This is a genomic window from Mesorhizobium australicum WSM2073, from assembly GCF_000230995.2.
Classification (GTDB): Bacteria; Pseudomonadota; Alphaproteobacteria; order Rhizobiales; family Rhizobiaceae; genus Mesorhizobium; species Mesorhizobium australicum.
In genome coordinates this window covers 1515754-1533412 of the sequence record NC_019973.1, presented here as the reverse complement: position 1 = coordinate 1533412, position 17659 = coordinate 1515754, and the positions used below count along the sequence as shown (strand labels likewise).

Here is a 17659-nt window from a genome sequence, read left to right as displayed (position 1 = left end):
TCATCCCCGAATTTTTCGGGCATCAATCCGGTTCGCCATGGCCGAAATCGCCGCCCTGCTCACACGATTTTGAATGTCCGTTCAATCAATATTGCAGAATTAGCGCTTGATTTCAATCGGCGGATGCGCGCATGATGAAAGAAAGCCGGCAAGGGGAACAATAGCCGGCGCCAGCCCAATGGGATGCCGTATGGCGGGACAGTCCAGGCCAGCAATCGAGATCACACCCGGAGCCCGTCCCCCCGGAGTCTGGCAATGACGGTGGCTGCGGAAGGGTCGCCCCCGTTGGGCCTGACGCGGGCCAGACGAAATGCCCTTCTGCAATCCGAGCCTGTACAAGGCTTTGCCCTGATCAGCCCGACCTTTCTCTACGCTCTCATCCTTCTGGTCCTGCCGATCCTGGTGGTCATCGCCCATTCCTTCTGGACGCAGCACTACCTGACCATCGACCGCACCTTCACGCTGGAAAACTATCGCGTCGCACTGACCGAGCCGATCTACCGCGATCTGTTGTGGCGCTCGCTCTACATCTCGCTGACGGTCAGCCTGTTCACCGTCGTCCTCGCCTACCCGATCGCCTATTTCATTTCCTTCCATGGCGGCCGTCACAAGAGCCTGTGGCTGTTCCTCATAACCATCCCGTTCTGGACCAGCTATCTCTTGCGCGTGATGTCGTGGAAGGTCATCCTGGGCTATAACGGCGTCTTGAATTCCGGCCTGATGGGTCTGGGCATCATCGACGAACCGTCGACCGCCCTGCTCTACAATTCGAGCGCCGTCATCATCACGCTCACCCATGCCTGGGCGGCCTTCGCCATCCTGCCGATTTTCGTGTCCCTGGAGAAGGTCGACCGCACGCTGGTCGAAGCGGCCACCGACCTTGGCGATGGACCCTTCCGGTCGTTCCTGCGCGTGACCTTGCCGCTGTCGGCGCCAGGCATCATTTCCGCGGCGCTGATCGTCATGATCCCGACTGTCGGCGACTATGTCACGCCAAAGCTCGTCGGCGGCAAGGATGGCGTCATGATCGCCAATGCCATCCAAGCGCAGTTCGGCAAAGCCGCCAACTGGCCGCTCGGTGCCGCACTTTCCGTCACCACCATGCTGATCGTCTCTCTGATGGCCGGCGCCACGGTGCTGATCATCCGCGGCTTGCAAAGGATGGCGCGATGAAGGCGCGGCGCTTCCTGCCGGGCGGCTGGCTGTCGGCCTATGCGTTCCTCTATATCGTCTTCCTCTATCTGCCCGTCATCTTCCTGCCGATCTTCTCGGTCAACACGGCGGCGACGCCGAAATTCCCGCTGACCGGCTTCACCCTGCAATGGTACGAAGACCTGCCGCGCACGCCGGCGCTGCTCGATGCCGCCTGGAACAGCCTGATCGTCGGCGTCTCGGCAGCCATCCTCTCCACCGTACTCGGCATCCTCGCCGCGCGCTCGATCACCCGCTACCGCTATCCCGGCCGCCGCGCCATCAACGGTCTGATCATGGCCCCGCTTGTGCTGCCCGAAGTGATCGTCGCCATCTCGATGCTGCTGGTGATGCTGCAGTTGGGCCTCAGTCTTTCGCTGTTCACCGTCGTGCTCGGCCACGTCCTGGTCTGCATTCCCTATTCGATGACGGTGCTGACTTCCGGCTTCGAGGGTTTCGACCGCAGCCTCGAGGAAGCCTCCGCCGATCTCGGCGAAAGCGCCTTCGGCACTTTCCGGCGCGTGACGCTGCCGATGGTGGCGCCGGCGATCATTTCCAGCCTGCTGGTCTGCTTCACCATCTCGCTGGACGAATTCATCATCGCCTTCTTCCTCACCGGCACCGAGGCGACGCTGCCGATCTACATCTGGGGCCAGTTGCGTTTCGCCTCGAAACTGCCTGGTGTGCTGGCGCTGGGCACGCTGCTTTTGGTTGCCTCTTTCCTGTTGATGACAATTGCTGAAATCTTGCGTCGCCGCGCGGCCAGACGCACCCAGAACGAGGGAGGCCTCTATGCCTGAGCAGCCGCGGATCGAGCGCCCTCACGCGGACAGGATCCAATCCGAAAGATCGATGATCGAGATCCGCAATGTCACCCGCAGCTATGGGGCGTTCAAGGCGCTGGACGACGCCTCCCTGACCATCAGGGAAGGCGAGTTCTTCTCGCTGCTCGGCCCGTCGGGCTGCGGCAAGACCACGCTTTTGCGCATGATCGCCGGCTTCGACAATCCGACCAGCGGTTCGATCGCGGTTGGCGGCCAGCCCATGGAAGGCATACCGGCTAACCGCCGGCCGACCAACATGGTGTTCCAGAGCTACGCGATCTTCCCGCACCTCAATGTCGAGCAGAACGTCGCCTACGGGCTGAAGCGGTTGAAGCTGCAGGGTGACGAAGAGAAGCGCCGGGTCGAGGAGGCGCTGGCGCAGGTCTCGCTCACCGGCCTCGGCAAGCGGCTTGCCACGGAGCTTTCCGGCGGCCAGCGGCAGCGCGTCGCGCTCGCCCGCGCCCTGGTGATGCGACCTAAGGTGCTTTTGCTCGACGAGCCGCTGTCGGCGCTCGACAAGAAGCTGCGCGAGCAGATGCAGGTCGAACTGCGCCGCCTGCAGCAGGCCGTCGGCATTACCTTCGTCCTGGTCACCCACGATCAGTATGAAGCGCTCGCAATGTCCGATCGCATCGCCGTGATGTTCGGCGGCAAGATCGCGCAGGTCGCCTCCCCGAAGGAAATCTACCAGCGCCCGGTAAACCGCCAGGTCGCCGACTTCCTTGGCGGCATGAATTTCGTCAAGGCCGAGATCGTCGAGGAGAACGGCGCCTCGCTGATCGTCGACACGCTGGGTTTCGGCCGTATCAAGACCGACAAGCCGAAGGCTTTCGTGCGCAATGGCGGCGGCGCGACGCTCGGCATCCGACCGGAGCGCCTGCGCGTGCTGTGGGACAACGCGACAGCCAAGTTCGAGGTCGCCGGCAAGGTGGTGGAACGCCACTATTTCGGCGAGATCACCCATCTGATCGTCGAAATCCCTGGCCTGGAGAAGCCGCTCTCGGTGACCGAGACCAACGATTTCGGCGCCGATGACATTCCAGTCGGCACCTCGATCCGCCTCGCCTATGATCCGGAAGCGTTGGTCGCGATGGCCGACTGAACTCCGGCGATGATCCTGCGCGCCGCGATACGCCCGGCCACGATCGCGCCCTCGACATAGCCCGGGAATGACGGCGCCAATTCCGACGACGCGAAATGCACCGGCGGTGCGCCGGCAAGAATGGTGGCCTCGGCACCCCTCGCCGACACATCGACGATCAGGTCGCTATAGGCACCGCCGCTCCAGCGATCATGCGTCCAGTCACGGCGGTTGAAATCGAGAACATCCGCCGCCTCCGGACCGAGCGCCTCCACAAGCTCCGTCGTCACCTGCGTCCGCAGATCCGACTCGCCGAGTTCGTGCCAGCGCAGCGCCAGCGGTCCGCCAACGAAGACGACAAGCGCCGCATGATCGGGATCCCTGCTGGCGTCGCAGGCAAACAGCCCCGGCAGATCGCGCCACATCACCATCCCGCTCAAATCCCGCTCGCGCCAGAACGGCTTGGGATAGCGCACCAGGACCTTGATCACCGCGCCGCTTTCCCAGGCGCCGAGCGCCGCTTCCAGGGCTGCCGGCAAGGCGGGCGTAAAATCGAGCTTCGCGGCTGTCGCCGGCGGCACGGCGACCAGAACTTCTCGCGCTTCGATCACGCTATTGCTCGAGACGACACGAACCCCTGGCGGACCGTATTCGATGCGGGTGACAGGTTCACCGAGCCTCACCCGGCCGCCGAGGTCCTCCGCCAGATCATCGGCCAACGACTGCATGGTCTCGCGCAGGGAATATTGCAGCTCCGGCACCTCATTGGTGATACGCCGGTCATTGTCGATCAGATACCAGAGCGGCACCCTCTCCAATGCCAGGCACCACAGGCCCTCGATCATCGACCGGAAGGCCGCCTTGACCTCGCCCACGTCATCCTGCCGCTCCAGCCACTCGGCAACGGTCAATCCCGCAATGGCGGGATCGTTGGGCTCGATGCTGTTCATGCGTTCGCGGATCGCCATCGAGGCGTGATAGGTCCGTTCGGCCCGGCCGACCGACATTGACGGGCAAGTGATGAAATCGCCCTCGACATAAGTCTCGACGAAGGTCTTGCCGCGAGCCTGGGCCAGTTCCATCAGCTGCGGCATGTCCTCGCACAGGAACTGGCCGCCGCTGTCGATGCGCTCGCCAAGCCCGTTCCACATAGCCTCGACCCGCCCACCGACGCGGTCGCGTGCCTCGAGCAGCAGCAAGCCGACGCCGGCCCTCTTCAGCTCGAGCGCCGCCGACAGCCCGGTGAAGCCGGCGCCGACGATGACGACGTCGGTTCTTTCTGTCTTGTCGTTCAATAGCCAGCCTTGATCTTCTCGAACTCGGCGATCATCTTGAGCTTGAGATCTGACGGGAGCGGCTGCTGGAACAGTGTCTTGTCGACGAATTTCTGCACGTCGTCATAGCCCTTTTCCTTCAGGATGGCCTGATCGACGCCGGCCATGCCCTTGGCGTTGGCCTGGCCGTAGCCCCAGTCCTTGACCAGCACCTTGGCGGTCTCCGGATCGTTGACCGCGTTGAGATAGTCATAAGCCTTGTCGGTATTGCCGGGCGCATCCTTGAACAGCACGTAGCCGCACACCCAGGTCGAGATGCCTTCCGCCGTGTCCTTCTTAGACTTGATCGGCACGCCGGCAGCGACCGACTGTACGGTCGCATCGTTCCAGGCCCAGGCGAGATCGACTTCGCCACCGCTCAGAAGCTGGACGACGTCGGTGGTATCAGTCCAGTAGGAGCGCACGTTCTTGTGCACCTGACGCAGGAAGTCGGAGGCCTGCTTGAACTGGTCGTCGGTCATCTTGGTCCAGTCCTTCAGACCGATGGCAAGGCTCGCCAGCGCATAGGCATCGTCGACATTGTCGCCGATCGAAACGCGGCCCTTGAACTTCGGATCGGCGAACGCCTTCAGCGACTGCACGTCCTTTTCGTCGATCTTGGAGGAGTTGTAGGTAAGCTGCGTGTTGCCCCAGTCCCAGGGCATGAACCAGGCTTTCCCGTCCTCCGTCGTGGCGAGATTTTTCATCGCCATGATGCCGGGATTGAGGTCCTTCCAGCCCGTGATCTTCGAGGTATCGAGCGGTTGCAGCAGGCCCGCCTCGCGCCACTTCGTCACGCTCTGCGAGCAGGGATGGCCAAGGTCGGCTTTGAAGCCGGAACGGACCTTTTCGAACGCCTCGTCCTCATCGCCGAAGAAGGCAAAGGTCGGCGAATCGCCGTTTTTCTCGACATATTTCGGGTGGAAGCTCGGATCCTCATAGCCTGACCAGTCGAACACGATCAGATCCTTGTCGGCCGCGATCGCCAGCGCCGCGGCCGAAACCGCCAGTGTTCCCGCCAGCGCGAGCGTCAGCGTCAGGCGCCTTGTCAGTGTCTTCATTGCTGTTCCATCCTCTGCGGTTTCTTATGGTTTCGTCTCTTCTTATGATCTCGTTGGGCTGGCGGCCTTCAGCGGGTAGTGTTTCGGAAAAGCCGCCGACAGGAATTCATTGGCCGCCTGCAAGGAGGTCTCCCGCGTGGTGTCCTCGGTTCCCATCATCAACCGCAGCCACAAGCCTTCCAGCATGGCGCTGAGCGCCAGCGCCATGACCTGCGGCTCATAGGCGTAGCCGCCGCTCTGTTTCAGAGCCGCGCACAGGTCGATGAATATATTCTGGTAAACGGCATCCCGCGCGCTGCTCAGCGCCTGGTAGGTCGGCCGCGACTTGGCCTCTCCCCAGAAGGCGCACCATGCGGCAAGCTTGCGCTTGTTGCAGATGGAGCGGTCGAAATCGGCCGCGACGAGAACCTGGAGTTGACGCGCGGGATCGTCTCCTGCCTTTTGCAAGGCATTGCGCCAGTGCGCGGAATACTCGTCGTACATATATTGCAGCGTCGCGACGAGCAGCTTTTCCTTGCTCTCGAAATGGAAATTGACGATGCCGCGCGACAGGCCGGCGCCGTCGGCGACATCGGCCATCGTCGTTTCCGAATAGCCGCGCTTGGCGAGCGAATCGATCGTCGCCTCGATGAGCTGAAGCTGCCTGACCTCCTTGGAGGCCTTGCGCCCGCGCTTCTCGGATTCGGCTTTCCGCGCCGGTTCAAGAAGCGCGTCCCTGGCGTCTGCCGTTTTCATGCGTGTGATGGTCTCCAGCGTCGCCGGCTATCCCTTTGCATCCGGCTTCCACCCGCGAAGATGAGTGGGACGGTGCTCGCACTGTCAAGCACCTTCTGCATGGCCTCCCAGCCCATGATGGCGGCCACGTCATATTCCGGGGTGACGTCTGCCATTTCAATCATCAGCCTCGGTTCCCAATGGACGGATTACTGGGTTCGAACGTCGGCAAAGCGTAACTCATGTCCGGAAAAACGCAATATCATTTGTTGAACATTCATTCAGTATGGCTGGACACAATGGCTGGTGCCGTGCCAAATTCCACGCATTAGGGGACAGTTCACGCAGAAATGAAGAGCGGGACGCAGATGAGCACTGGGCCACAATGAAAGCTTGGGATGCGATCATCATCGGCGGCGGACACAACGGCCTGGTCAACGCCTGTTACCTGCAGCGCGCCGGCCTCGACGTGCTGGTTGCGGAGAAGAACGACTGGGTCGGAGGCGCCGCCACAAGCAGGGAACTGACGCCGGGCTTCCTCTACTCCAACTGCTCCTACGTCTGCTCGCTGTTCCGACCCGAGATCATGCGCGATCTGGAGCTCCCCCGCTTCGGCCTGCAAGTCATCTCCTATGAGGGCGGCGCGGTGTTCACCCGGGATGGCGACTATCTCGCCAATTATCGCGACCACGACGCGCACCGGCGGGAATTCGCTCGTTTCTCCAAAAGGGATGCCGAGGCCTATGACCGCTACGCCCGCGACGTGACGCGGCAGTGCCGCTTCATCCAGCCGCTGTTGATGCGCACCGCGCCGGACCCAACCAGCCTGTGCCCGCGCGACCTCGGCGAACTGCTCTATCTCGGCAAGAAATTCGCGGATCTCTCCGCCGAGGAAATGGCACTGACGCTGCGCTTCTGGACCATGTCTATCTCTGAGTTCCTCGACGAATATTTCGAGACCGACGTCATCAAGGCGAACTTCGCCCTGTCTGGCATCATCGGCACGGCACTCGGGCCGATGTCGCCCGGCACCGCTTACGTGCTGCTGCACCACTATATGGGCGAGGTCGATGGATCGGTTGCCGCCTGGGGCTATGCGCGCGGCGGCATGGGCGCCGTGACCAAGGCGCTGGCCGCCTCGTTCAAGGCCTCGGGTGGAACCATACGCACCGGCGCCGAGGTCGACCATGTGCTGCTGAGCCGTGGCAAGGCCAGGGGCGTCGTGCTGGCCAGCGGCGAGGAGATTTACGGCAAGCTGGTCGTCTCCAATGCCGACGTGAAGCGCACTTTCCTGAAGCTGGTCGAAGAGAAGGAACTGCCCGACATCTTCCTGCGCCGGGTGAAGAACTTCAAGATTCGCGGATCCTCGGGAAAGGTCAACATAGCACTCGATTCGCTGCCGGAATTCCCGGCGCTGCCGAAGGATTCGCCGGTCTATCGCGGCGACATGCATTTCACCGATTCGATGGAGCGCATGGAGCGCGCCTATGACAACTGGAAGGCCGGCCGCTGGTCCGCCGATCCGTTCCTCGACATGGTCATCCCGACGACGCTCGACCCGACCATGGCGCCGCCAGGGAAGCATTTCATGAGCTGCTTCGTTCAGTACGCTCCGCCCAAGATCGCTGGTCGCGAGTGGACGGACGCCGATCGTGACGGTTTTGCTGAAAGCGTGATTGCGCAGATATCGGATTATTCACCCGGGTTCCGCGACCGCATCGTCCATATGGAGGTGCGCACGCCACGCGAGATCGAGGCCGAGGTCGGCCTCACCGAAGGCAACATCTTTCAGGGCGAGCTGACCTTTGACCAGCTGCTGTTCAACCGCCCGGTGCCCGGTTACGCGCAGTATCGGTCGCCGGTCGGCGGCCTCTATATATGCGGCTCCTCGACCCATCCCGGCGGCGGCGTGATGGGTGCGCCCGGCCGCAACGCAGCCGCCGAAATCCTGCGCGATCTCGCAAAATCCACCTCGCATATGAGCCCGGCCCATGACGTCATCTGATGCCATCGTTATCGGCGGCGGCCACAACGGGCTTGTCGCTGCCGCCACGCTGGGGAAGGCCGGCCGCAAGGTGCTGGTGCTGGAAGCAGGAGCCGAACCCGGCGGCGCCGCGCGGACCGAGGAATTTGCGCCCGGTTTTCGCGCTTCGTCCATCGCGCATGTGTTGAACCGGCTGCATCCCGATGTGGTGAAAACGCTGGAGCTGGAAAAGCACGGGCTGCAGATCGCTCGCGCCGACTTCCTGCCGTCGGTCGCATTGTCGAAAGATGGACCGCCGCTTGTCCTGCATGGCGCTTATGGCGAGGTGCTGACCGGCGCCAGTTCGTCGGAACAGTCCGCCTGGAAGGAACTACGCGAACAACTGCTGCGCTATGCCGGCATCCTGAAACCCTTCCTGTCGCGCCGGCCGCCCGATCTCGGCGGCATGTCGCTGCTGGAGGCCGCTTCGCTCGGCCACACCGCGGTGGCGCTGAAGAAACTTGGCAAGGAAGACATGCGCGACTTCCTGCGCGTGCTTTTGATGAACGTTGCCGACTTGCTTGACGAACAACTCGCCGACGGCAGGCTGAAGGGGCTGCTCGCCTTCGACGCCACGCTCGGCAGCCATCTCGGCCCGCGCTCGCCGACCTCGCTGCTCGGCCTCTATTATCGTCTGAGCGGAGAGAGCGGCGGTGTTGCCGGAGCGCAATGGCTGCCAAAGGGCGGCATGGGCGCGGTGGTCGCCGCCATCCGCACGGCTGCCGAAAAGGCTGGCGTCATGATCCGCGCATCGATGCCCGTCGCCAGGATCATTGTCGAGAAAGGCCGCGCCGTCGGCGTTGCCCTCGACAATGGCGAGGAGCTTCGCGCCCGAACGATCGTCTCGGCCATCAATCCGACGACCACCTTCCTCGATCTCGTCGGACCGCGCGAGATCGACACCGGCTTCGTGCGCAAAGTGAAAAACATCCGCATGAGGGGCGATGCCGCCAAGCTCCATCTGGCGCTCGACCGGCCGCCGCGGTTTGCCGGTGTCGACGCCGCCGGCCATAAGGGCCGACTGGTGATCGCGTCCTCTCCCGACCACGTCGAACGTGCCTTCAATCCATCCAAATATGGCGAGTTCTCGCCCGAGCCGGTGATGGAAATTACGCTGCCCAGTCTCGCCGATCCGTCGCTCGCGCCCGACGGCGCCTGCGTGCTGTCCGCCGTGGTGCAATACGCGCCCTATCGGTTGAAAGAGAGCTGGGATGCCGGCAAGCCGAAATTCCTCGAGGCAATCATGGCCCAGTTGGAAGCCTATGCGCCTGGCATCGGCAAGACGGTGATTCATGCCGAACTGCTCACCCCTGCGGACATCGAGAAGCGCTACCGCATGCCGGGTGGCCACTGGCACCACGGTGAGTTGCAGGCCGATCAGATGCTGATCTCGCGTCCCGTCTCCGGTTGGTCGGGCTACGACACGCCGCTCGACGGGTTGTTCCTGGCCGGCGCGGGTTCGCATCCTGGTGGCGGAGTTTCGGGTGCGCCAGGATTGAATGCCGCGCGGCGCGTCATTGCGATGAAGGGGTGACTTGATGTCTCAACTGGCCGACGCTGCACTCCATGGCGCCATCATGACCCATCAAGCCTCCATTCCGTTGACAGCCCGCATCGCAGCCCAATCCCACTTCCGCACGCTGCGCCTCGGCACGCCGTTCCAGCCGCGCCTCGACGCGCTGGCCAAGACCCAGGACTGGTACAATTGGGCCGGCTACCGCGCGCCGCATTCGCTTTGGGACGAGGAGCTCGAATATTTCGCCATCCGCAGTCAGGCAGCACTCTTCGACATCTCGCCGATGACCAAATACCGGATCGAAGGACCGGATGCCCAGGCCTTCCTCGACCGCGTCACCTTGCGCGATGTCACCAAGCTCAGGACCGGCCGCGTTCATTACACCGCTTGGTGTGACGACGAGGGTTTTGTGCTGGACGACGGGACGCTGTTCCGACTTTCGCCGACCCGCTTCCGGCTGTGTTCGCAGGAGCGGCATCTGCCGTGGCTGCTGGACAGCGCCCTTGGTTTCGACGTCATCGTCGAGGAAGAGACCGAGGCCGTCGCCGGGCTCGCCTTGCAGGGGCCCACATCCTTCGCTGTGCTGCGCGACGCCGGTTTTGCCGGTGTCGAGAGGCTGAAAATATTCGACCTTGCCGAATTCCCGCACGACGGCGGCACGGCCATCATTTCACGCACCGGCTTTACCGGCGATCTCGGTTACGAACTGTTCGTCCCGGCCGAAAAGGCGCTGAGCCTGTGGGACCGACTGATGACAGCTGGGGAGCTGCGCGGCATCAGGGCAATCGGCTACACCGCCCTCAACCGTGCCCGTCTCGAGGCTGGGCTGATCGTCGCCAATGCCGATTTCACCACCGCCGAGCATGCCATCCGCGCCGACCGCTCGCGCATGCCCGACGAGATCGGGCTCGGCTTCATGATCGATCTGGAGAAGGGCCATTTCAATGGCCGCCGCGCCATCCTCGAGGCCCGCGCCAAACGCAAGCTTCGGCATGTCCTCGTCGGACTGGAGATCGAAGGCAACATCCCGGCCGAACACGCGATCGTCTATCACAGAGAGAGCCAGGAGGTCGGCCTGGTCAGCGCCGCCATGTGGTCGCCGATGGCCAAGCGCAACATCGCCATCGCCTCGCTGGCGCGGCCCTATGGTGATACTGTCGTGGAAGATCTCTGGGTCGAGATCTACGCCATGCGCGAGCTGCAGTACCAGAAGCTGATGAAACGGGCCAAGGTGGTGGCGCGACCTTTCATCAAGCTCGACCGGCGTACCGCCAATCCGCCGGCGGATTTCTGACCATGACCGAGGAAGCGGGCAAGCAACAGGAAGAAGGTGAAGCCGCCGAACAGTGGGAACTGGTCAACACGCCGCTCGGCGAGAAATGGTCCGGCCGCACGCGCTATGCCGCCGCCATGTTCTTCTACAAGCGCGGCGAGATGAGCGCCGAGACGCTGGAGGTCTATCGCATTTGCGCTCGGCTCGATGCGGAAAACCCGCTGCCGATCATTCGCGATCGCGGCGTCGGCAAGGACTGGCTGAAGCGCATGGGCTTCGAATAAGGCGTCCTAACCTATCGTTCTTTCCAGCATGCTTAGCCAGTTGCGGTAGGCAATCTTTTCGATCAGCGCCCGGCCAAAACCGCGCGCCGCCAGCGCATCGATGAGTTTCGGCAGACCGGCGACGTCGCCGATGACGGCCGGGATCATGGCGCCGTCGAAATCCGAACCGAGACCGACGCCATCCTCGCCCAAAGCCTGCAGCAGGGAATCGATATGGCGCACCATGATGTCGAGGCTGGTATCGGCATTCATGCGGCCGTCCTCGCGCAGGAAGCCGGTGGCGAAGTTCAACCCGACCATGCCGCCGGAGTCGCGGATCGCGCCGAGCTGCCAGTCGGTGAGGTTGCGCGAATGGCCGCAGATCGCATGCACGTTGGAATGGGTGGCGACCAGCGGCGCATCGCTAAGCGCTGCGACGTCGCGAAAACCCTTCTCGTTGAGATGCGAGAGATCGATCATGATCCTCAGTTCATTGCAGGCCTTGACCAGCGCCTTGCCGGCATCGGTCAGGCCCGGACCGGTATCCGGCGAGGACGGAAAGCGGAACGGCACGCCGTGACCGAACGCATTGGGCCGGCTCCAGACGATGCCGAGCGAGCGCAGGCCCGCGGCATGCAGCACGTCGAGCATGGTGAGTTCGGGATCGATCGCCTCGACGCCTTCGATGTGGAACACCGCGGCAATCGTGCCTTGCGCCATGGCATTGCGCACATCGCCGGCGCTGCGGCAGATCGCCAATGCACCGGCACGCTCCAGCCGGAACAGGATGGACGCCATCGCGATCGTCGAGTTGAGCGCATCGGCGCGCGGCACCTCGGGCGGCAGCGGTTCGCTGTCGCTCGGCGCCGAAGGCACGGCGCTGCGCCGCGCTTTCTCGACCGGCGGCGGGAAGATGGCGAACATGCCGCCGGCGAATCCGCCGGCCCTGGCGCGCGGCAAGTCGATATGGCCGCCCGATTTCCGTTCGATGAACAGCTTCTCGACGTCCGCGTCTTTCGCCTGGTGCAAACGCAGCAGCGTGTCGTTGTGGCCGTCAAAGACGGGGACGAGGTCTGTTTCGGTCATATGGGGGATCATTCGGTCTGTTTGTCGGCAGGGCGATATATCATATCTAGGCAAGATGTGCCGCCGGGGCAAATTACAAAGCCAACAGGACGGCAATGGCCGCCCGTTTAGCTCTGTTCCTACACATCCGCTTTGTGCTTGCGGACCCTACTGCTTCAGCACATCCGCCCATTCCGGGTGACGGCGGAACTGGGCGTTGGCGAACGGGCAGAGCGGGATGATCTTCTTGCCTGCTGCCCGCGCGTCCTCGACGGCGCGGGTGACGAGCCGAAGCCCGGCGCCCTGGCCGCGAAAGGCGTCCGGCACTTCGGTGTGATCGATGATCAGCTGGTGCTCGCCGATCTTGGTGAAGGTCATCTCCGCCTCGGCACCGCCTGCACCGCGCAGGACGTAGCGACCCTTGGAGCCGCGATCTTCAAGTTCGATCTCTGGCAATTGATCGGGCATCTCTACACTCCTTGGGCGATGGTGGCGAAAAGCCGCCGCGCCGCTTCGATTTCGTTTGGCCGCACCTCGTGCCCGCCTTCGTGCCACTCCACTGTGACATCGGCTCCGTCGGCGCGCAAATAGGCTTCGAGCCGCGCCGTCAGGTTCGGCGGGCAGATCGGATCGCGCCTGCCGGCAGTCACCAGGATGTGACGACCGGCAAGGCTGCCCTTCACCTGCGGCTCGAACGGGATCAGCGGATGCATCAGCACTGTGGCGTCGAACAGGTCAGGGGTTTCGAACACCAGCGAAGCCAGGACGTTGGCGCCATTGGAATAGCCGAGGCCGAGCACGGCCGATGGCTTCGCCGCCTCGACATGGGCCTGGACAAAGCCCGCCATCTTGGCCGTGGCCCGCGCCAGGTCGTCCATGTCATAGACGCCCTCGCCGGTGCGGCGGAAGAAGCGCGCGGCACCTTGCTCCGACACATCGCCGCGCGGCGAGACGATGGTGGCCTGGTGCGCGAGATCGCGCCCCAGCGAGACAAGCTGGCTCTCGTCGCCGCCTGTGCCATGGAAGACGAAAAGCAGCGGACCACCCGGCGAACCAGGCAGCACCTTGTGGGCGTAAGCGTCCTTGCTCATCGTCTCAACCCTCCAGCTTCTGCAGATGCTGTTCGAGATACGGCCGCAGATGCTGATGCTGCGTCGGCAGCTTCAGCGCCTCGCCGAGATGGGCGGTGTCCTCGTCCTTGTCGAAACCCGGCTCATTGGTGGCGACTTCGAACAGCACGCCGCCCGGCGTGCGGAAATAGATCGCCCAGAAATAATCGCGGTCGATCACCGGCGTCACCCCATAGCCCGTATCCATCAGCGCCTTGCGCACTTCGAGCTGCTTGGCGCGATTCTCGACGGCGAAGGCGACATGATGAACGGAGCCGGCGCCGAGATCGGCGAAGGGTGCGGTCGGCAGCGTTTCGATATCGACGAAATCGGCGCCATTGCCGTTCTTGACGGCGAGCCGCCTGACATTGCCTGACTTGTCGACCTCCTCGTAACCCATGAACTTCAACAGCTCCTCGGTGGCGCCGCCATCCTTCAGCCTCAGCGAAACCGAGTGAAAGCCGCGGATCGCCTCGTCCGCGGCAATACCGCCCTTCACCCACGGCGCTCTGCCGTCGGTCTTGTCCTCGACCAGTGCAAAGCCATCGCCATCCGGACCGGCAAATGCGAGCCGCTTCTCGCCAAAGCTTTCCTCGCGGGCGACATTGGTTACGCCTTCGTCGATGAAGCGTTTTTCCCAAGAGGCGAGCGTGCCTTCCGGCACGGAATAGACCGTGGTGCCGACTTCGCCGACGCCAGGACGGCCCTTGCCGATGTTGGGAAACGGGAAATAGGTCATCACCGAACCGGGTGTGCCGGCCTCATCGCCATAATAGAGATGGTAGACGTCGGGCGCGTCGAAATTGACGGTCTTTTTGACCCGGCGCAGGCCGAGCTTGTGGGTGAAGAAATCATTGTTCTGCCGTGCATCCCTGGCCATCGAGGTGACGTGATGCAGGCCCTTGATTTGGTCGAGCATGGTCTCTGCTCCTTCCCTTGGTGTTTGTGCGGCCCTCGCCGCTCTCCACGCCAATATGAGGATACGAGCGAGTATGGCAAAGGCGGCAAACACAGGATGGACTGTGCCTTAAAAGTGAACAATCGAAAGATCCTTGTTCACCGTTTAGCAAACAGCCCTGGTCTTGCGCGGTGGATGGAATCGGTTCCATGTGCGCATTCGAACGTGCTGGAGAGGGGTAAGCGCAAGTGACTGGAAAAGGCAGGCGGCCAAATGTCCTTCTCATCACTTGCGACCAGTGGCGCGGCGATTGCCTGTCGGCTGTCGGCCATCCCCAGGTGAAGACGCCGAATGCCGATGCGCTGGCCGCCGACGGCGTGCTGTTCAAGCGCCATTACGGCGGCGCGGCGCCTTGCTCACCGGCCCGTGCCTGCCTCTACACCGGCCTCTATCAGATGAACAATCGTGTCTGCCGCAACGGCACGCCGCTCGACGCCCGCCATGGCAATATTGCGCTCGCCGCGCGCAGCGTCGGTTACGATCCGACCTTGTTCGGCTATACCGATGTGTCGCTCGATCCGCGCCAGCTTGCACCGGCCGATCCGCGGTTGCACAGCTATGAGGGTGTTCTGCCCGGCTTCACGGCGCGCCAATTGCTGCCCGAACATCAGAAGCAGTGGCTGTCCTGGCTGAAGCAGCAAGGCATCGATGCCGGCACTGGAAGTCCTGACATTCATCGTCCGGTGGGCGAGGTCGACGGTGCGGTGACCGAAGCGCCACCCGTCTACTCCAGGGACCAGACGCCGACGGCCTTCCTTGCCGGCGAGTTCATCCGCTGGCTGGGCGAGCAGGACGAGGCCACGCCGTGGTTTGCGCATCTTTCCTTTATCAGCCCGCATCCGCCCTTCATCGTACCGGAACCGTACAACACTCAATACGATCCCGCGGACGGCCCCGCTTTTCACCGCGCGGAAAGTTGGCGCGCCGAATCTCAGGGCCACCCCTACGTCGCCTATGATCTCGATCGCCAAAAACGAGCGAAGTTCCGCCCCGGCGCCACGGGGAAAGTGCACGACTGGAGCGAGGATGATTTCCGCCGCATCCGAGCGATCTATTACGGCATGATCTCGGAGGTGGACGCGCAGCTCGGCCGCCTGTGGCAAGCGCTGAAGACCGAAGCCGCGTGGGACAACACCATCATCGTGCTCACCTCCGACCATGCTGAAATGATGGGCGACCACTTCATGCTGGGCAAGGGCGGCTATTTCGACGGCAGCTACCATATCCCGCTGATCATCCGCGATCCACGCCACCGCAAGGCTGCCGGCAGCGCTGTCGATCGCTTCACCGAAGCGGTGGACATTTTGCCTACGCTCATCGACCTGCTCGGCGTGGCTCCCGAACCGCACCTTGACGGATGCTCGCTGAAACCCTTCCTGAGCGGTGGAACGCCCGCCATTTGGCGCGACGCCGCGCACTGGGAGTTCGACTTTCGCTCGATCGCCGGCGGTGAAGCCGAACGGCACTTCGGCATCACCTCGCGCCAGTGCAACCTCGCTGTCATCCGCACGAAGAAATTCAAGTACGTGCATTTTGGCGGCGGCCTGCCGCCGCTGCTTTTCGACATGGAGGACGACCCTGGCGAATTGAAGAACCTCGCCGGCAGCCCGGCACATCGTTCGACCCGGCTGGAATTCGCCGAAAGGCTGCTCGCCTGGCGGGCCGAACATCTCGACCAGTCGCTTGCCCTTTTGGAACTGACGGAAAACGGGGTGGCTGGATATTCCAGATCGCAAGCAGGGCGGTAGGGGGATTACCCTACCGCCCTGGATCCTTGCCTATCGAAGCATCTTGCCTAACGAAGAATCCTTGCCTACCGGACGATCAGACGCTGCTCGTCCCGCTTCTGGGCGTAGGAGCCCTTGTCGTAAGCCGCTTGCTTCTCGAGTTGCTCCTTGGTGAAGGTCGTATAAAGGTACTTCTTGCCGTTCTTGTCGGTCATGAACTTCAAATTATCCATGCCGACCGCGACCTCCTTCTCGCCAATGCCGAGGAAGCCGCCGACATCGACGATCACGGCGTCGGGTTTCTTGTCGGGCGTCAGCACCACATCGCCGATCTCACCGACCTTGGCGTCGTTGGCGCCATAGACCGTCGTGCCCTTCAGGTCGTCGCCCCTGATCTCTCCAACCGGCATCTCGGTAAGCTTGGACTTGTCGATGGCCGCGGTCTGTGTCTGGTCAGGAGCCGTGGCGTCAGCCGGCGCCGCCGCGGTCTTGTCCGCCGGAGCGGCGGCGGGAGCTGTCGCGGCGGACGGCGCCGCTGCGGGCGCGGTTGGCGCCGGTTCATTGGATGCCGTCGTTGCCGGCGCCGGATCATAGGCCTTGCGGTTGAAATCCGGCTGCGCCTGCAGCTCTTCCTTGGTGGTCTGCGCCACCAGCCAGCGGTCGCCGTTCTTCTGTGCCCACTGCGCCTTGGCGAAATCATAAGCCACGTTCTTTTCGCCCATGCCCAGGAACCCGCCGACGCCAATAATCAGCGACTGCGCCTTGCCTTCCTTGGTCAGCACGATGTCGTTCACATCCCCGATCTTCTGGGCGTCATCGCCGGTGCCGTTGTAGACATTTTCACCGATGATGTTTGTGGCCAGGTTGCCATCAGCCTGTTTGACCGGCTCGGCGTTCGTGGACTGCTGCGCGGTGTCGGTCGATGTGGCCGGCGCCTGTGCGGTCGTCGCTGCGGCCGGGGCCGGCGCGTAAGCCTTGCTGTCGAACTCCGGATGCGCCTTCAGTTCATCCTTGGTGGTCTGCGCCACCAGCCAGCGATCGCCGTTCTTCTCGGCCCATTGCAGCTTGTCGTAGTCGAAGGCGACATTCTTGGTTCCCACGCCAAGGAAACCGCCTACGCCGATGACGACGGATTTCGCCATGCCGTCCTTGTCGAAGACCACGTCAGTGACCTTGCCGATATTCTCGGCATTGTCGCCAGTGCCATTGTAGACGGTTTCGCCGATGATGTTGGTGACGATGCTGCCTTCAGCGCGCGGTACCGGCGCCGTCGCGGCCGGCTCCTGGGCGGCGGGCTGGTTCGCGGGGGCTGGGGTTGCAGCGCTCTGCGCGAAGGCGCCGGTTGCAACCATTGTCGCAAGGGCGGTCGTCGCTAAAAGGGTGCGGATCATGATAGTCTCTCCTCGTGCCTGATTTCGTCATGCCGCGCCCGGTTGAATCCCTCGCTGGGGATCGGACGCGACATCTCTGCAGGTTCACAACGTCGTGACCATGCTGTTGTTCCGACAAAAACCGCGATGGCCGAAGCCAAAACCCAAGAA

At 63.0% G+C, this 17659-nt stretch carries 16 protein-coding genes; 8 read left to right on the top strand and 8 right to left on the bottom strand.

Annotation, left to right across the window (positions count from 1 at the left end; genetic code table 11):
• Nucleotides 1-255: 255 nt before the first annotated feature.
• Genes MESAU_RS07335 through MESAU_RS07325 form a run of 3 tightly spaced genes read left to right on the top strand, consistent with a single transcriptional unit; the run spans nt 256 to nt 3117 of the window.
• The gene (locus tag MESAU_RS07335) at nt 256-1173 is read left to right on the top strand and encodes an ABC transporter permease (RefSeq protein ID WP_015315422.1); all 918 of its coding nucleotides are present in this window, start codon (nt 256-258) and stop codon (nt 1171-1173) included.
• Nucleotides 1170-1991 carry an ABC transporter permease gene (locus MESAU_RS07330; protein WP_015315421.1) on the top strand — a complete coding sequence of 274 codons (822 nt, stop codon included), beginning with the start codon at nt 1170-1172 and terminating at the stop codon, nt 1989-1991. Before MESAU_RS07335 ends, MESAU_RS07330 begins: the two co-directional genes overlap by 4 nt.
• Before the next feature lie 52 nt (nt 1992-2043).
• A complete protein-coding gene (locus MESAU_RS07325; RefSeq protein WP_041163306.1) occupies nt 2044-3117 on the top strand; it encodes an ABC transporter ATP-binding protein in 1074 nt (357 codons plus the stop codon).
• Here MESAU_RS07325 and MESAU_RS07320 read toward each other — a convergent pair.
• From MESAU_RS07320 to betI, 3 genes are read right to left on the bottom strand one after another with little or no spacing between them, the layout of a single operon-like run.
• Nucleotides 3081-4391, bottom strand: a complete 1311-nt coding sequence (locus MESAU_RS07320) for a flavin monoamine oxidase family protein (RefSeq protein WP_015315419.1) — start codon at nt 4389-4391, stop codon at nt 3081-3083. The genes MESAU_RS07325 and MESAU_RS07320 overlap by 37 nt on opposite strands.
• The gene (locus tag MESAU_RS07315) at nt 4388-5470 is read right to left on the bottom strand and encodes an ABC transporter substrate-binding protein (RefSeq protein ID WP_015315418.1); all 1083 of its coding nucleotides are present in this window, start codon (nt 5468-5470) and stop codon (nt 4388-4390) included. The genes MESAU_RS07320 and MESAU_RS07315 overlap by 4 nt, the downstream gene beginning before the upstream one ends.
• A 42-nt stretch (nt 5471-5512) precedes the next feature.
• Nucleotides 5513-6205, bottom strand: a complete 693-nt coding sequence (betI, locus tag MESAU_RS07310; RefSeq protein WP_015315417.1) for a transcriptional regulator BetI — start codon at nt 6203-6205, stop codon at nt 5513-5515.
• Nucleotides 6206-6569: 364 nt separating this feature from the next.
• Between betI and MESAU_RS07305 the strand changes: the two genes are divergently transcribed.
• The 4 genes from MESAU_RS07305 to MESAU_RS07290 are packed head-to-tail and all read left to right on the top strand — an operon-like array spanning nt 6570 to nt 11280.
• Complete coding sequence (locus tag MESAU_RS07305) at nt 6570-8189, top strand: phytoene desaturase family protein (RefSeq protein ID WP_015315415.1); 1620 nt, start codon at nt 6570-6572, stop codon at nt 8187-8189.
• Entirely contained in the window at nt 8176-9741 is a 1566-nt protein-coding gene (locus tag MESAU_RS07300) for a phytoene desaturase family protein (RefSeq protein WP_015315414.1), read from the top strand. Before MESAU_RS07305 ends, MESAU_RS07300 begins: the two co-directional genes overlap by 14 nt.
• A gap of 43 nt (nt 9742-9784) precedes the next feature.
• Nucleotides 9785-11017, top strand: coding sequence for an aminomethyl transferase family protein (locus MESAU_RS07295; RefSeq protein ID WP_041163656.1), 1233 nt, complete (start codon nt 9785-9787; stop codon nt 11015-11017).
• Between the two features lie 2 nt (nt 11018-11019).
• Nucleotides 11020-11280 carry a hypothetical protein gene (locus MESAU_RS07290; protein ID WP_015315412.1) on the top strand — a complete coding sequence of 87 codons (261 nt, stop codon included), beginning with the start codon at nt 11020-11022 and terminating at the stop codon, nt 11278-11280.
• Between the two features lie 6 nt (nt 11281-11286).
• On the opposite strand, the gene MESAU_RS07285 is transcribed toward MESAU_RS07290, so the two are convergent.
• From MESAU_RS07285 to MESAU_RS07270, 4 genes are all read right to left on the bottom strand, one after another.
• A complete protein-coding gene (locus MESAU_RS07285; protein ID WP_041163305.1) occupies nt 11287-12345 on the bottom strand; it encodes a dipeptidase in 1059 nt (352 codons plus the stop codon).
• Between the two features lie 147 nt (nt 12346-12492).
• Nucleotides 12493-12792 carry a GNAT family N-acetyltransferase gene (locus tag MESAU_RS07280; protein ID WP_015315410.1) on the bottom strand — a complete coding sequence of 100 codons (300 nt, stop codon included), beginning with the start codon at nt 12790-12792 and terminating at the stop codon, nt 12493-12495.
• Between the two features lie 2 nt (nt 12793-12794).
• Nucleotides 12795-13415, bottom strand: a complete 621-nt coding sequence (locus MESAU_RS07275; protein ID WP_015315409.1) for an alpha/beta hydrolase — start codon at nt 13413-13415, stop codon at nt 12795-12797.
• Nucleotides 13416-13419: 4 nt separating this feature from the next.
• Entirely contained in the window at nt 13420-14352 is a 933-nt protein-coding gene (locus MESAU_RS07270) for a VOC family protein (RefSeq protein ID WP_015315408.1), read from the bottom strand.
• Between the two features lie 227 nt (nt 14353-14579).
• Here MESAU_RS07270 and MESAU_RS07265 point away from each other — a divergent pair, with 227 nt between their 5' ends.
• Nucleotides 14580-16139 carry an alkaline phosphatase family protein gene (locus MESAU_RS07265; RefSeq protein ID WP_015315407.1) on the top strand — a complete coding sequence of 520 codons (1560 nt, stop codon included), beginning with the start codon at nt 14580-14582 and terminating at the stop codon, nt 16137-16139.
• A 65-nt stretch (nt 16140-16204) separates the two neighbouring features.
• Here MESAU_RS07265 and MESAU_RS07260 read toward each other — a convergent pair whose 3' ends face one another.
• Nucleotides 16205-17509 (bottom strand): PRC-barrel domain-containing protein, encoded by a 1305-nt coding sequence (locus tag MESAU_RS07260; RefSeq protein ID WP_015315406.1) that lies wholly within the window; start codon nt 17507-17509, stop codon nt 16205-16207.
• Nucleotides 17510-17659: the final 150 nt, after the last annotated feature.

What these genes read in the sequence shown, in the direction of transcription:
- MESAU_RS07335 (WP_015315422.1), top strand. Translation starts at nt 256, where the DNA reads ATGACGGTGGCTGCGGAAGGGTCGCCCCCGTTGGGCCTGACGCGGGCC.
- MESAU_RS07325 (WP_041163306.1), top strand. Translation starts at nt 2,044, where the DNA reads ATGATCGAGATCCGCAATGTCACCCGCAGCTATGGGGCGTTCAAGGCG.
- MESAU_RS07290 (WP_015315412.1), top strand. Translation starts at nt 11,020, where the DNA reads ATGACCGAGGAAGCGGGCAAGCAACAGGAAGAAGGTGAAGCCGCCGAA.
- betI (WP_015315417.1), bottom strand. Translation starts at nt 6,205, where the DNA reads ATGAAAACGGCAGACGCCAGGGACGCGCTTCTTGAACCGGCGCGGAAA.
- MESAU_RS07330 (WP_015315421.1), top strand. Translation starts at nt 1,170, where the DNA reads ATGAAGGCGCGGCGCTTCCTGCCGGGCGGCTGGCTGTCGGCCTATGCG.
- MESAU_RS07260 (WP_015315406.1), bottom strand. Translation starts at nt 17,509, where the DNA reads ATGATCCGCACCCTTTTAGCGACGACCGCCCTTGCGACAATGGTTGCA.
- MESAU_RS07285 (WP_041163305.1), bottom strand. Translation starts at nt 12,345, where the DNA reads ATGACCGAAACAGACCTCGTCCCCGTCTTTGACGGCCACAACGACACG.
- MESAU_RS07270 (WP_015315408.1), bottom strand. Translation starts at nt 14,352, where the DNA reads ATGCTCGACCAAATCAAGGGCCTGCATCACGTCACCTCGATGGCCAGG.
- MESAU_RS07305 (WP_015315415.1), top strand. Translation starts at nt 6,570, where the DNA reads ATGAAAGCTTGGGATGCGATCATCATCGGCGGCGGACACAACGGCCTG.
- MESAU_RS07300 (WP_015315414.1), top strand. Translation starts at nt 8,176, where the DNA reads ATGACGTCATCTGATGCCATCGTTATCGGCGGCGGCCACAACGGGCTT.
- MESAU_RS07280 (WP_015315410.1), bottom strand. Translation starts at nt 12,792, where the DNA reads ATGCCCGATCAATTGCCAGAGATCGAACTTGAAGATCGCGGCTCCAAG.
- MESAU_RS07315 (WP_015315418.1), bottom strand. Translation starts at nt 5,470, where the DNA reads ATGAAGACACTGACAAGGCGCCTGACGCTGACGCTCGCGCTGGCGGGA.
- MESAU_RS07295 (WP_041163656.1), top strand. Translation starts at nt 9,785, where the DNA reads ATGACCCATCAAGCCTCCATTCCGTTGACAGCCCGCATCGCAGCCCAA.
- MESAU_RS07275 (WP_015315409.1), bottom strand. Translation starts at nt 13,415, where the DNA reads ATGAGCAAGGACGCTTACGCCCACAAGGTGCTGCCTGGTTCGCCGGGT.